At 32.1% G+C, this 14,693-nt stretch carries 16 protein-coding genes; 2 read left to right on the top strand and 14 right to left on the bottom strand.

Translation table 11 applies throughout. From position 1 onward, the window contains the following. Positions 1-8: 8 nt before the first annotated feature. The 10 genes from A2530_RS02335 to A2530_RS02290 all read right to left on the bottom strand — a co-directional run bounded on the left by A2530_RS02335 (position 9) and on the right by A2530_RS02290 (position 8,982). Positions 9-350: a DUF86 domain-containing protein gene (locus A2530_RS02335; RefSeq protein ID WP_294884290.1), complete on the bottom strand. Its 342-nt coding sequence runs from the start codon at positions 348-350 to the stop codon at positions 9-11. After that, on the bottom strand, positions 347-649 hold the full coding sequence (locus tag A2530_RS02330; protein WP_294884292.1) for a nucleotidyltransferase family protein: 303 nt from the start codon (positions 647-649) through the stop codon (positions 347-349). Before A2530_RS02330 ends, A2530_RS02335 begins: the two co-directional genes overlap by 4 nt. Positions 650-712: 63 nt before the next feature. Continuing rightward, positions 713-970 (bottom strand): hypothetical protein, encoded by a 258-nt coding sequence (locus tag A2530_RS02325; RefSeq protein ID WP_294884294.1) that lies wholly within the window; start codon positions 968-970, stop codon positions 713-715. 121 nt (positions 971-1,091) lie between these two features. Continuing rightward, positions 1,092-2,051, bottom strand: coding sequence for a dynamin family protein (locus A2530_RS02320; protein WP_294884296.1), 960 nt, complete (start codon positions 2,049-2,051; stop codon positions 1,092-1,094). Further along, complete coding sequence (locus A2530_RS02315; RefSeq protein WP_294884298.1) at positions 2,048-2,338, bottom strand: hypothetical protein; 291 nt, start codon at positions 2,336-2,338, stop codon at positions 2,048-2,050. The genes A2530_RS02320 and A2530_RS02315 overlap by 4 nt, the downstream gene beginning before the upstream one ends. 3 nt (positions 2,339-2,341) lie before the next feature. Further along, complete coding sequence (locus A2530_RS02310) at positions 2,342-4,444, bottom strand: dynamin family protein (protein ID WP_294884300.1); 2,103 nt, start codon at positions 4,442-4,444, stop codon at positions 2,342-2,344. Continuing rightward, positions 4,437-4,847, bottom strand: coding sequence for an SMI1/KNR4 family protein (locus A2530_RS02305; RefSeq protein WP_294884302.1), 411 nt, complete (start codon positions 4,845-4,847; stop codon positions 4,437-4,439). The genes A2530_RS02310 and A2530_RS02305 overlap by 8 nt, the downstream gene beginning before the upstream one ends. 14 nt (positions 4,848-4,861) lie before the next feature. Then, entirely contained in the window at positions 4,862-5,446 is a 585-nt protein-coding gene (locus A2530_RS02300) for an HNH endonuclease (RefSeq protein ID WP_294884304.1), read from the bottom strand. Continuing rightward, complete coding sequence (locus A2530_RS02295) at positions 5,446-8,727, bottom strand: DUF87 domain-containing protein (RefSeq protein ID WP_294884306.1); 3,282 nt, start codon at positions 8,725-8,727, stop codon at positions 5,446-5,448. The genes A2530_RS02300 and A2530_RS02295 overlap by 1 nt, the downstream gene beginning before the upstream one ends. 45 nt (positions 8,728-8,772) lie before the next feature. Continuing rightward, positions 8,773-8,982, bottom strand: coding sequence for a hypothetical protein (locus A2530_RS02290; RefSeq protein WP_294884307.1), 210 nt, complete (start codon positions 8,980-8,982; stop codon positions 8,773-8,775). Positions 8,983-9,089: 107 nt separating this feature from the next. Between A2530_RS02290 and A2530_RS02285 the strand changes: the two genes are divergently transcribed. Beyond that, entirely contained in the window at positions 9,090-9,323 is a 234-nt protein-coding gene (locus A2530_RS02285; RefSeq protein ID WP_294884308.1) for a helix-turn-helix transcriptional regulator, read from the top strand. Here the strand turns inward: A2530_RS02285 and A2530_RS02280 are convergent. The 4 genes from A2530_RS02280 to ligA form a co-directional block, all read right to left on the bottom strand. Continuing rightward, positions 9,316-9,897, bottom strand: a complete 582-nt coding sequence (locus A2530_RS02280) for a hypothetical protein (protein ID WP_294884310.1) — start codon at positions 9,895-9,897, stop codon at positions 9,316-9,318. The two genes, A2530_RS02285 and A2530_RS02280, sit on opposite strands and share 8 nt — an antisense overlap. 104 nt (positions 9,898-10,001) lie before the next feature. After that, the gene (locus A2530_RS02275; protein WP_294884312.1) at positions 10,002-10,847 is read right to left on the bottom strand and encodes a Bro-N domain-containing protein; all 846 of its coding nucleotides are present in this window, start codon (positions 10,845-10,847) and stop codon (positions 10,002-10,004) included. An 81-nt stretch (positions 10,848-10,928) separates the two neighbouring features. Next, positions 10,929-11,639 carry a TlyA family RNA methyltransferase gene (locus A2530_RS02270; protein ID WP_294884314.1) on the bottom strand — a complete coding sequence of 237 codons (711 nt, stop codon included), beginning with the start codon at positions 11,637-11,639 and terminating at the stop codon, positions 10,929-10,931. Next, on the bottom strand, positions 11,626-13,584 hold the full coding sequence (ligA, locus tag A2530_RS02265) for an NAD-dependent DNA ligase LigA (protein WP_294884316.1): 1,959 nt from the start codon (positions 13,582-13,584) through the stop codon (positions 11,626-11,628). Before ligA ends, A2530_RS02270 begins: the two co-directional genes overlap by 14 nt. Before the next feature lie 121 nt (positions 13,585-13,705). Here ligA and A2530_RS02260 point away from each other — a divergent pair, with 121 nt between their 5' ends. Next, entirely contained in the window at positions 13,706-14,692 is a 987-nt protein-coding gene (locus A2530_RS02260) for an ABC transporter substrate-binding protein (RefSeq protein WP_294884318.1), read from the top strand. The last annotated feature ends 1 nt before the right edge of the window (position 14,693 follow it).

Genomic DNA, 14,693 nt, shown 5'->3' with positions numbered 1-14,693 from the left:
AGATTTTTTCATCTCAAATCTTTAATAATACCATCAATTTGAATTTTGATATCAGGCAGTTTATCTTTTGCAACATTCCAAACAATCTCTTCATCAATTTCAAAATACCAATGAATAAGCTTGTCTCTCATTTTTGCCATTAATGACCAAGGTAAATCAGTAAACTTATCTGTAATCTCTTTTGGAATCTGCTTTGTAGCTTCGCCTATGACCTCTATCTCTCTTATACATGCACTTACTGTTTTATCATCTTGCACAAAATCTTCATAACTCATACCGTATATAAAAGAGTTTATTTTTTCTATTCGTTTAGAAATATCTTCTAAAAAAAGTAAATAATTTCGTTTCATATAGCTATTGCTTCTTTTAAAATCTGATCTCTAATTTCAGCTTTTAGTTTTCTTTTGGGTACTAAATCGACACTACTTTGAAGCAAAGTGCTTAGATACTCTTCTAACTCTATAAATGTCAGTAAATCGGGTGTTTTTTTAAACTCGACAAGCAAATCAACATCACTATCTACCGACTGTTCATTTCTCGCAAATGAACCAAAGAGGTATAGTGAATCAATATCGTACTTATCCTTAAACTCAAAATAATGCTCTTTTAAATAGTTCAAGATATTTGTTTTATCAAGTTGCTTTGACATTTATATATCCCTCTTTTAAGTTTGTTTTTATGGAAGATTATATCATATAGCGTTTGAAAGCTGTCAATATTGTATTTTTACTTTCATTTCATCATAGCCTTTTATAAAATACTCTTTGTCGCAACACTCTTGATCGTAAGCCGTAGAGTATCTAATGTAACTCTCCTGTGCATTTTTGGTTACTGTCTTTTGTGAACCGAATGTTAGATATATATTTTTGCCCAAAGCCGCCCTAGAACCTATGATGTAAGCTTGGCGTCGTTTACGCATTATATCTAGCTTATCAACAAGTGAAGAAAAAAAGTTTGATAACTTATACATGTATAATCCTAATACTAATCTAAACAATTATATTTAAAAGAGTAGCTTTGTCGTTTGGCAACTCTATCTTTTCTTATGCCCATATTCTGGGCATATATATATTTAAATAAGCTTGGTTGGATTATGATTTACTCCTATCATTGATATGTTTAATTAACTCATTTTCAATAGCTTCATACCCTATATAATCTTCAAATTCACTATTCCAAAACAACTCCCCGAATGTATTTTTAAAGAAGTTTATACAACCGTTTAAATCATCTAAATATTCAAAATTTAGATTCTCTTTATCTCTATAATACTCTATAAACTTAGAAGAAACTGTAAAAACTTTTTCTACTTTAAAACCATATTTTACTGCACTTTTTTTTATTTTTTCTATTGCTTTTTTTTCATGAAAAAACCAATATTTTTTTATATTTTTAAAATACTCTTCTTTTGAAGATAAATTTTTAATTTCTTCTATTTTTTTATTATCTTCAAAAGCTTTATCAATTTTATTTATTACAAAAAATACTTCAAAATTTGGTTCTTTTTCTTTTCTTTGCTTAATCAATCCCCAAAGATTATTCTTTGATGATTCTAAATTTGCATCAATTTGCCCATAATCAAACAAATACAAAACCATATGTGCTTCATTTAGAATAATATTTTTAGTAATATCATTGTGTTTAAAAGCATGTTCATCTGTATTATTTGGTCCTGGAGTGTCTATAACTACAAAATTTATATCATATTTCTCACTATTTTTTAAAACATGAAAATCCCAATACAAATGAATCCTATAAACCAATTTGTATTTTTCATCTAAATCATCCGTATCTTTTTTTGCAAAATCTTTTAACTCATCTTTAACTTGAGCTTTAGAAAGTTGCATAGGCGTTCTAGCATCCATAAACTCCACTATAGCCATGTCATTATGAGGATTATCATCTGAGTAAATGTAAATAGGACAATCTGTCGTAGCATGAGAATATGAAGGTAAGACACTATTCCCAAATAGAGCATTTATAAAAGTAGATTTTCCTGCACTCATATTTGCAACAACAGCTATTTTATACTGTTGTTTTGCTTTTTTCATTTTCTCTCTTTTAATGCTTTTTCTATTATCTTAATCAAATCTGGATACTTTTTTGCTCGTGAGTCAAGAAAATCTTCTAAAGTTTGCCAATCTTTCTCTTTTATTGCATTTTCAATCATAATTTTATAGCCTTTATATTTATCATCATCATCAATTAATTTTTTTATTGGTTGTGTAGAACTACTTACTTTACTGCCTTTATAAATTAAATAAGCAACTCCTGCTATAACTACGCCTATTAAAACTACTGTTCCTACGGATATTCCTGCTCCTGCTACGGGTTCCATTTTTTACTCCTTTGTTAAACTATTAAAATATTCTAGTTGTTCTTCTACAACTACTAACTCTTTTTCACTCCTTTTGATTGCATTTTGAAGTTCATCTATCTCTTTTTGCTTATTTATTCTAAAATCTTGAAAAATACTAGAGTTCGTTCCTCTTAAGTCATTTATGGCTTTTTTATAATTTTCTTTCTCTTTCTCGCTAAATTGATTTATAGAGCCACTAATATTTTCTTCTATAGATTTTTTTAACTCTTGAGGATTTATAGTTAAAGTATATTTTTCATCTTGTGTTTTAACTCTATTTGTGTCTCTCCAAGTCCATGGTTTATACCAAGTAGAAGCACTTTCAGTTCTATATTCTGCTTCTTGATATTTGTAATCCAATACACTATCTGGAATAATTACATCAAAACCTAAAGTTGAATCAATATCAACTGTTTGTATCTCTATAGTTTGTATATCAATATCCAAAGCATCTTTTAATTGTGAATTCAAGCTATCTTTTACTTCTCTAAATACTTTAGAAATGTTTCGTTCATATTCTGCAAAACTATTTTTTAAATCACTTTTTACATCAAGATAGTTTCTTTTATAATCTTCAAAAAGTGTTTTTGTGTAATTTTGCATTTCAGATAATACTTGATTCATATCGATACTATCTTCTAATTCTAACGACACTTCTTGCTCTAAAATAATTTTTGTATAGAATTGTTTTGCCGATCTCTTTGCATTGTTAGGATTTTCGCCTCCGGCAATAGCTTCAGCATAAGCAATAGCTATTTTTGCCATTTCATCAATTTTTAAATAAAGTTCATTTTGGATTGCCGAATCTATAAGATTATTTACCTCATCAGTAGCTTTGGTACATAATTCTTTAAATTCATTATTCATATCTTCTTCAAGTTTTTTAGCTTTACCATCTAAAAATGCCAAAGCTTTATTTACATTTCTAGTTGCTTCTTCTTTTGGCTTGCTTAATGTTTGCTTTCTGCCTATCAAACTAATCAATTCATCATTTTTAACAGCTTCTATATTATCCAGAGCAGTTTTAAAAATCTTATCTTTTAGAGTTGTATTAATATAATTATTTATATCAGATTCAAGCTCAAAAATTCCAAGATACTCTATATATTTGCTTTCCCATATATCAGTTGTATCAGTAAAAATTTGTTTAAATTTTTTTTGGAAACTTTCTAATGGGCTATCCCACAAAATATCATCTCTGTCCAAAAGTGCAAATTTAGAAGCAACTGTATATATTTTGGGTTCAGTAATCCCATAATCATTTGCAGCTTTTTTTAACCTGTCAATGGCTTTTTGCTCATGAATACCCCAATTATTTTTAGCATCATCAACATTTTTTACATCTTTGAAGTTGTCTTCCATCGCCATATCAATTTTATTGATTAAAAAGTAGATTTCAAAATCTTTGTCTTTTTCATATCTCGTTTTTATGGTATTCCATAAACCCTGCTCATCACTTTTTAGGTTTGCATCAAGTTGCCCAAAATCAAATACAAACAGTGCCATATTTACACTATTTAATACGCTCCTTGTTTGGTCTTTATGCTTTTGCCCATAATCTCCTGTACTATTTGGTCCAGGAGTGTCTATAAAAGTGATACTAAAATCTTCACTTGAAGAGGTTTGAAGATTTTCAAAAGGATAATATAACTCAATTCTTTCAACATTTTTATATTTATCATCTTCGCAGTCTTCATCTTTTTGAGCATACTGCTTAATCTCTTTTTCTAAATCTTGCATAACTATAATACTTTTTTTACCATCAGAAAAAAATATTTCAGCCTTTTTTTCTATGTTGGGCTTAGAATAAATATATGTTGCACTGTCTGTGGTTGCATGATTAAATGCTGGTAATACTTCTTTACCGAATAACGCATTTACAAAGGTAGATTTTCCTGAACTCATATTTGCAACAACTGCTATTTTATACTCTTGGTTATCTAGTTTTTCTTTGACTTCTTCAAGTTTTTTTGTAGAAGCATTATTTTTATATTTAGAAAAATAATTTTCTAAATTTTCGATTTTATTTCTTAATTCTGATTTTGTTATATTGTTTTGCATCACTTCACCATATATTTTATTCATATAAACTATCTAAAAATTGTGAAAATGTTTTAGCAATATACTCTATACTATCATTTTCATGGTTCCAAAAATACAACTCTTGTTCATCTTTTTTTGAAAAATCAAAACATATATAATTACCAAAAGGGTCTTTCATAATTGGTATTAACTTATTATTAAATCTATTCTTTATATAGCTATATACATCAAGAATATTATCTTTATCTTTTTTGCTAAATGACAACAAATATTCAGCAACTCTCTCTTTTGTGTTTTTTGTATCAAATAACATTTTTTCAGGAGAAGCACCATTGTTTTCTATAACAACTTTTTTGAAACTAGATGGAAAATTCACATCTAATTTATTTTCTATTTCTTCAAACTCATTTTCACCAATGTTTGTTTTTTTCAAAATCCATTTCATATTTTTTCCTTATTTTATCTATTAGCTTGTCCGCCACCCCAAAGTGCTTTACCACCTGTGTGTGCTGATTTATCATGTATATCTGTTGGTACTAATTGCATTTTACCATCTTGTTGATTATGATGCCAAGTATATCCACTAGGAGTTCTTCCATTTTCAATTTGTTCTATTTGCTCTGGAGTAAACTTCGCTCTTAATTCAGGATTATTTTTAATCTGTTCTTTCAATTCTTGATTACAAAATTTAAACTGTTTAGCATCTGTTGCTTTCAATAACTCTTCGGGTAGTTGAACTTCTGTAACATATGGAAAAACAGGAAACACCCCTTCTCTTCCATCTGGTAAAATATCCTTTTCATAAGAAACTCCTGTTACAGGGTGTTCCGTTCCTTCTAAGTCTTCATTTATTGTTTTTATCTTTTTTGACCCATCTTCAACTTCTTGTTCAATATTAGTAATCTCATTTATATCCCCACTAATACCAAGATTCTCAGAACTTTTTAATAATTCACTTGGTGACATCTTTTTATTGATTTCATCAAATGATGGTCTAAGATGTTCAGCATTTTTTGCCACCTCTTTTATAATAGTCTCATACATTAAAAACCCTCCTTTGCAATAATTGAGAAATCTATCTCTTTTTTCCCGCCTCTTATTGCTCCTAGAGAACATCTTAGCTCAGGAGATACTGTTTTAAATACCTTTTGCAAAATCTTATCTAACCTTTCATTTAGAGATATATCTTCTTTCATAACTTCATTTACATATTCATAAATTTCTTCATTTGAAGTAATATTTTCCAAAAGAAGTAAAGTAAAGTCTATAGCTTCATATTCATAATATTTCATTGACGGATATACTCGTTGAAGATTACTATGCAAAAAGCAATTTTTAAAATTTTCTACTCTTTCATCTAGCTTGTCCTTTTTATTCTCGATTATCGTAAGCAATAAAGTAATCAAACTTCTACTTGAATCCATATAGCAATCTATATTTTTATAAAATTGCATATTTGACAAATAATTTAGTTGATTCCATAGTTTAGTCACTGCGTAGATATAAGCCCGTTCATTTGTCAAGTCTCCTATACTATTTTTTAACTTTTCCCAATTCTCTAAAATATTTTTTGAATTAAAGAAAATAGAGTTTATAAATGCTATAAACTTGATTTTTAAAATATCAAAATCAAGATTATTTATCTCTTGTTTTTCATGGTTTTCAATGCAAAACCATTTTTCAAAAAGTAGTTCATACTTATAATTGTCATATTTTTCTATAAATCTAGTATAAAATTTAGTTATTTCATCATTAGATATCTTCTCTTCTTTAAACTCATCTATTTTTACCATAAACGCTTGATGAATATCTCTATTATGAATAATTGCTTCACCTGCTTTTAATTCTGCAATATCAAGTATTTGCTCATCGGTAAGATTGATGGCTTTGCCGACTATTTCCCTATCTTCATAATCCATCGTTCTATGGATTATTTTTATATTTGTATTTTTTATAACATCTCTATTAAGTTTTGAAGCTATTTGGTCAGCTATGATGATACCCTCTCCATAGGCTCTAATCTCTGCTAATATATTTGTAAAAGTCTCAATAGCTTTAGCTCTTGAACTAGCTTCTTCTCCACTTTTATCTAAAGATATATTGGGCAATAACCTATGAGCTTCTTCAATAACAGTAATGTGATTTAACTCTTTACTGCTGCCTTTTTCTTCTTTATAAGCATAAAGTTTGTTAAGAATCAGCCCCATCAAAAAAGCTTTCTCTTCATCATCTACAATATTTGACAACTCTATAATAGTAGGCGTTTCAAACAAAAGCTTAGAATCAAAAGTATGTCTTGAGTTGAAAATTTTACCTTTGACACCTAATGTAAGATTGTTTATCCTTGTTTTTAAGGCAGCTTTGATGTTGTTTTGCAAATCTTGATAATATCCTGCATTATCGACAACTCTTATAACTTCCTCTTTTAAATCTTCCATATTTGGAAAAAGTAAACTTTTCCTATCATAATCTGCCTCACTAGAATCTGTAAAAAATGGATGGTCTTCCGTTTCAAAACTCCAACCTTTATGTTTATAAATATTATGGATAGCTTCTTCTAGTATATACGGCATTGGTCCATACATAGGAAAGGCAGAATTAAAAGTAGTTTTTAGCATATCTACATGTTTGGTAAGAGTTACACTATGATTTTCTCTACTATGTTCAAAAACAAAAGGGTTAAATCTAAATATATCTCCTTTTGCCCCCGGTCTAAATATTTGTAGATTTGGTATCTTTTTTAGTAGATGTTTATACTCTGATTTTGCAGGCTCTATTACTAAAAACGGTATTTTATTTTCTAAATGGTTTTTATCTTGCAGTTTTTCTAAAATACCTTTAATAGTGTTTGATTTTCCGCCACCTGTGATACCTGAAACAAAGAGATGCGAATTTAAACCATCTAAAGAGAGTTTAAATCTTTGATTTGTAGGCTTTTTCTTGTTTAGAACATTTCCAAGTTCTATAGAGTTATATTTATCTATATTTTTAGCTTGTGTAAGTCCAAAACTAGAAATCTTTGAGACGCTAATTCCATCTATATCACTATTTGGCAATGCTGAAAGTATAGATAACTCTTCTGTATTTATCGCAGATGAAAAACCTGAAAAAGAGTTATGTATGGGATGTTGTATTGATTTATCAAAATACAATATTGGCAAGTTTTCAACTTTTATATTTTGATTTTCATTTAAATCTTCACTAAATCTTATGGCTTCAAAGTATGTTTCATCTCCGCTATAAACACTTTTTAAAGTATGCTCTAGCTCTGCAAGTGTTGTTTCATCATCTGATTGGATATATAGAGAACTATTCCACATTCCATGATTTAAACCTTTTTGGAATCTTTCAATATATTTATCAATGAGTTTTTCACAATACTCAGCTGATTTATTGATTTCATCAAAAGTTATACCTAAGGTATCAGTTTTTGTGGTATTTTGATTTTTACTTGTACTTTCATTTGTAGAGTTTGTTCGGGAAGTGCTTTCTGTTTCAGCAAATACACTACCTCCTATTGTTCCTCCTATACTTGCTCCAACAGCAATTCCTGCTGGACCAAAATAGGCACCAATGCTAGCACCAATTGCTACGGATAGAGTTGCACCTATTTTACTATCAAGAGATTTATCACTCTTTCCTTCTGTATTGCTGATGCTAGAACCGTTTGTTAAAGTAATACCTTGAGAATCAGCATGACTTTCCTGTTCGTTTTTACTTTGTTTAACTAGTCTATGAAGTTCATTTCCAAGATTTTGATAGTTTGAAATTATCTCTTTGATTGTACTATTGTCATAACTTTCAGCGACTATTACTATGCGAAAACTCTTACTTTGCATTGGAAAAAGTATCTTTTCAAGAGATTGTTTATAAGCTTTATCAGAATCTCTTTTTAAAGACGGGATTCCTAACATAGCTTTTGAATAACTACTATTATCAAACTTTGGTTTGCTGATTTCGATTTCTGAGCCGGAATATATACCGTCAAAAGTATTTTTTAAAAAATCTACTGAATTTTTTTGAGTTCCAAGATATAAACTTATACCGTCTCTATCACCCTCAACTATATAAATTATTTTTCGTGCCTTTGAAGATATTGCACTTAATATCTGCTCAAAATCCACAAGATTTATATCTGTTTCATCTTTATTTCTATCATAAGAAATATGATTTATTTTTACAAAATCTATATCAATATTTTCTTCAATATCTACTTTTACAACATCATAATTTTCATAACTGTTTCGTTCTAAAAAATTTTGTATTGCTTTATCTAATTTTATTTCTTGAATATCTATATCTTCTTTATAACTTTTTAAATTCACAAATGCTCCTTATTTTAAATTAATACTATTCTACCAAACAAAATCTTAATCATCCTCACTAAAAACAACGCTAATAACGCCGTAAACAACAACTCCCAAAACCATCAATCCTTTTACATGTGGAGGCATAGCGGCAAATATCAAGACGATGATAGTCAGGCTCAAAGTTCTGCTTATCATCCTTTGTTCTTTACCTGCAAGGTATATCATATACATTATGAACGATATTATCGCAGTATGTACTATAAGAATCACATCTTACCTTTTATCTACCATCATACACTGCTATATAGTAGATTGTCAAAAATATTACACAAGATAAACTTACAACAACATTATCTATCATAGCAGGTTGTAAGCTTATGAATACACTCTCATCTGACGAGCTATATCAAGCCATCGGCAAAAATGTAGCAAAGTACCGAAAAGCCAAAGGCTTATCTCAGCTTGACCTCTCACTAAAGATGGGGTACAAATCCGTCTCCGTAGTTTCTGGTGCAGAGATCTGCTACAACGGCAAACATTTCAACTTAGAACAACTTTTAAAAATCTCTCAAATCCTAGAAGTGGATATAAAAGAGTTTTTAACTATCTGATTTCCGCTTCTAGCAACTCTTTAAGCTTTGCAAAAGCTCTCCTTATAGTCCTGTTTATAGAGGTACCGTCATAACTCAGCGGAATGTTTATAGCGTCTTGAGTGGCTTGATAAAGTGTCACTGCTTCTCGCACTTTCATCTTTTGCTCTTCGCTATATTTGTTATAATCATTGTACTTCATTATAATTATGTCTAATTCGTCAAGCAGTATATCTTGCATAGTTCTTGCATTTGAGAGTATGTTTATGAACTCCTCTAGCAATGATATATTTGATTTATTCAAAAACAGATATTTATCTTTGTCGTTTTCGCATGACTCTGAAGTTTTAAATGCAGGAAGATTGAGATTTTTTATCTCTTTAAATGCGTTTTGCATCTCTTTGAGGGTTGTTTTTTCTAAAGAGAGTTTTATATTTTTGTACTCCTCTAAAACACTGCCCTCTTCTTTTACCAAAAATTCCGACAAATCTACTCTTGGAATTTTTGACTTTATAATGACCTCTTCTTCTAAATATTTTTTTACACCGTAACCCGTAGCCGCAAGTGCCACTCCGCCTATGATAAATGGTATCATGTCGTCTCCTTGTATATTTAATTTACAAGAAGTTTAATACCTCTACATGACAGGTCGTGTCGTTTTTAAAATTATCTAATTTAAATCCATAAAATTTATTATTGTTATCGTTTTTCTTCTATTTTATCATCTAGTAAATTTTTTGCATTTGTACTAGTTACTACTTTTTTACCTGTTTTTGCTTCAAGCTCGGCTCTTGCGACTTTTGCTACATTGCCGCCTTGCTTTGCTACATCTTTACTCTCTTCAAAACTCTTAGGATTTATCGCTTCTGAAATATCTTTTGTTGAAGCTTCCGCCAACATATTTAAGATAAGCTCCGTGTTTGTCATGTTGTCCCGCAAGTTTTCTTTTTTTAGACCTTTTAAGATTTTGTACTCTTTTGTGGTTTTATCTGCCCAAGTTTTTGTGATGATGTCGGTTAATGTCGCAAACTCCGCTCCCTCTTGCACTCCGACTCTTTGCCATTCATCGGTAAGCTCTTTTCGTATTTCTATGCTTTTTAATCTTTGATTTATCCAGTTTTGGCTGTACCCAAGCTCTAAGTACTGCTTTAACGCTCTGTCGATACTAAGTTCAGGGTCGCTCATCTCATCAAGTCGCTCACTTGCCACTCTTGCCAACCAAAGTTTAAAAGGCTCTGCTTTTGGCGAGGGGATGGACTGGATAAGTCTGAAAAGCTGCTGGGTATCGGCTACATCCGTGAGCCTCATCTTCCCGTCTTCTGCTTTCATTTTCAACTGGTGACAATTTGTCACCGTTTCGTTTCCTTCATCTTTTAATCGTTGTTTTAATTTGTTCCAATATTTTCTTGCTCTTTGAAAATCTTGACTATCAGTCAAAATTTTAATAGCATCTACGATAGACACATACCACTTTTCTTGCTCTTCATCCCAAAGAGTTCTAAGCTTTTTCTCTTCAAAGAGCTTGATTGATTCGTTTGGTTTCATCGGTTTTTCCTTAAACAACTATTTCAAATATTATAACTTTTCAAAAAAAGCTAACTTCAAAATATTACAATTTGTCATATTTTACTTCCCAAAAAGGTAACAATACTCCAAATTTCCTTCTTTGCCCGTAAGTTTTGAAGCTGATTTTTGAACCAATTTCCACCCTTTTAGTTTACATGTATCTTCAAATTTTATCATAGCATGAAGTATCGCCTTTTCATCCGTTACGACGCCGTTTTTATCTCTCTTTGCCTCTCGCCCTACTTCAAACTGTGGTTTAAAAAGCAAAATAATTTTATCGTTTGAGAGTCTATCGACATCGTCTAATATATGAAGCAAGGAGATAAAAGCAACATCACTTACAACTATGTCAAATACTTTATCGCTTCTGAACTCTCTTATATCGCAACCCTCGTATGAGTGGACTCTTTTATCATTTCTCAGGCTTACATGTAACTGGTCTCGTCCGACATCTACGGCAGTTACTTCTTTAGCTCCGCTCTCTAGCAGAACCTGCGTAAAACCGCCAGTTGATGAGCCGATATCTAGCGCTGTTTTGTTTTTTAAATCAAGGGATAGCTCATCCAAAAAGCTACTTAGTTTAAAAGCGGCGCGAGAGACATACTCTTTATGCTCTTTTACTTTTACCTCATCGCCCTCTTTTAGTTTATGCGAACTCTTTATTATTTGTTCGCCATTTACGCTTACAAGCCCCTCTTTTATGATACTTTGCGCTTTGTTTCTGCTCTCGCATAAGCCATTTTCTACCAGATAGTTATCAAGTCTGCTCAATTTTGCCTCTCATCTCTTCTTCATTTAGGCACTCTACACCCAAATCCATTGCTTTGTCGTATTTGCTTCCCGCATCTTCGCCGTAAATTACAAAATCGGTTTTCTTTGATACGGAACTTACCACTTTTGCCCCTAAACTCTCAAGCATCTCTTTTATCTTATCTCTGGACTCACTCATGCTTCCAGTCAGTACAACGCTTTTACCTTTAAAGATATTATCCTTGGCTTCTTCTTTTTGTAACGGTTCAAGCGGTTTTAAAATATCTTGAAGTCTTAAAATAGTATCTCTGTTTACTCTTACAAACTCCAAAACAGATTCAGCCATCTCCTCGCCCACTCCATCGCATGATATTATCTGCTCTTTTGTAGCATCCATAAAACCGCTGCCGAAATTTGCACTTAGAGTTTTAGAGGCAACCTCTCCGATATGCTCAATCCCCAAAGAGTTAACAAATCGCCAATATTCACACCTTTTTGCCTTCTCTAATGCGTAAAGCAGGTTTTGAGCTTTTTTGGCTTTAAATCCTTCAAGCATCAAAAGCTTATCAAGAGTCAAATCAAAAAGATCCACCACGCTTTTTACCAAACCTGATTCAAAAAGCGCCTCTACTATTTTGACTCCCAAACCGTCAATATTCAGACACGGTTTTGAGGCAAAATAGATGATGGAGTTTATAACCCTAGCTTCACATGTAAGGTTTTGACACTTCAAAAGTACACCCTCATCAAGAAGTTCACTTTTACAAACCGGACACTCTGTCGGTCGTTTGTACTCTACTTCACTTCCGTCTCTCTCATGAGTTAAAACTTTTATGATTTTTGGTATAACATCACCGCTTCTAAGGATGATTACCTTGTCGTTTAAGCGAATATCTTTTCTATCTATCTCGTCAAAGTTGTGCAGTGTTGCTCTCTCAACTATAACACCGTCAATATTTGTCGGCTTTACAATGGCAACGGGAGTAACAACGCCCGTACGCCCTACTTGAAGAATTATTTTTTTTACGGTTGTTATCTTCTCAACAGCGGGGAACTTGTACGCGACGCTAAAACGAGGATTTTTGACCGTATGACCCATATCTATCTGCGCGGCTATCTCATCCACTTTTATTACCATGCCGTCAAGCATCATAGGGTAATTGTCGCGGTTCTTGTTCATCTCTTGATACACAGCTTCTATCTCGTAAAAATCTTTACATGTAGAGCGTATAGGCGGTCTTTTAAAACCCAATGAATAAATGTACTCCATCTTTTGGCTAAGCAGCTTATGCTCCAGCGTATTCTCGCCTACACCGTAAGGCAAAAAGACGAGATTTCTTGAAGCTGTAATGCTTGAGTCAAGCTGACGAAGACTCCCCGCCGCCGCATTTCTAGGGTTTGCAAATACCGCTTCAGCGTTTTTTACTCTTGCTTGATTTATCTTTGCAAATTCATCTTTATAAATAACCACTTCGCCGCGAATCTCAATTTTATTTTTATGTTCTATAGTAAGTGGAACAGAGCGAATCGTCTTTACATTTTGAGTGATAAGCTCGCCTATTTCGCCGTCTCCTCTTGTTATGGCCTGAAATAGTTCGCCGTTCTCGTAGATAAGGTTTAACGATGCACCGTCATACTTCGGCTCGCAGTAAAAAGAGATGTTTTCATCCAGTTTATAAGTTTTCGTAAGCCACTTCTGCAGACCATCTGTGTCAAAAATATCTTCCAGACTCCACATTCTGCTTAGATGTGAAGCTTTAGAAAATCCTTCAGATACAACGTCTCCTACCCTTTGAGTCGGAGAGTTTTTCAAGATATCTGCTTTATGAGCTTCTTCATACTCCAAAACCTCATGGTAAAGCTTGTCGTAAACCTCATCAGTTGTAATTGGATTATCAAGGACATAGTAGTGATATGAGTAGAGGTTTAACTGCTCTACGGCTTTTTTATATTCATTTAAATTCATAGTAAAATTTTAGCTTATATATTATTAGAATTGTATATACTTTCTTAATCTTGATTAAAATCAATGATAATTAATATCAAAATCAGTACTATACAAAAATTAATTATTTAGAAGGAAAATTATGAAAAGTTTTATTTACGTTTTAATTGCATTGCTACTCTCTTTCTCAAATGTTCTTAGTGCAGACGAAAAGTTAGACAAAATAGTAGTAGCCGCTCCTTTTGCTTCCGTTTCGCATCCAATTTTACACATGATAGAGACAAATGCTCTACGTGACGTTGCAAACAAGGTAGAGTTTAAGCTCTGGAAAAATCCGGACGAGCTTCGCGCTATGGCAATCAAAGGTGATGTGGATTTTTTAGCGGTTCCTACAAATACGGCGGCAATTTTAAACAATAAAGGCGTGGATATAAAACTTCTAAATGTATCTGTTTGGGGGATTTTAGGGATGATTAGCCGTGATAACTCAATCAAGAGTCTTAAAGATTTTAAAGGCAAAAAGATTGCGGTTCCTTTTCGCGCAGATATGCCTGATATCGTATTTAAGCAGCTGCTAAAAAAAGAGGGTTTAGATCCGAAAAAAGATTTTGAACTTGTTTATGTGGCAAGCCCGATTGACGCTATGCAAATGCTTATAATGAGGAGAATAGACCATTCGCTTCTAGCTGAACCGGCAATTTCCATGGCACTGAGAAAAACAAAATCTTTTCCTATTAGCATTGTTGCACCTGATTTATACAGAAGCGTTGATTTGCAAGAGGAGTGGGCTAAAGTATATGGTACCAACGGTAATATTCCGCAAGCCGGAATTGCCGTAATGGGTCGAATGAAAAATGAAAATGTTATTAAAAGATTTCAAGAAGAGTACGACAAATCTCTCGCATGGTACAAAGCAAATCCAAAAGAAGCAGGAGAACTGGTTGTCAAAACTCTTAACATGTTAAACAAAGACGGAGTAAGCGACTCTATTTCACATGTAAGACTTCAAAGCGTAAGTGCGGCAAATGCAAAAAAAGATTTGGAATTTTTCTTTAATGTTTTAAAAGATGAAGATCCTAAAAGTATAGGCGACAAACTGCCGCAAGACAGCTTCTACTTTGGACTTTAAG

The sequence above is a fragment of the Sulfurimonas sp. RIFOXYD2_FULL_34_21 genome, from assembly GCF_001830805.1.
GTDB lineage: Bacteria > Campylobacterota > Campylobacteria > Campylobacterales > Sulfurimonadaceae > Sulfurimonas.
Note: the sequence above shows the minus strand (reverse complement) of the source record. Positions and strands in the feature narration are given on the sequence as shown.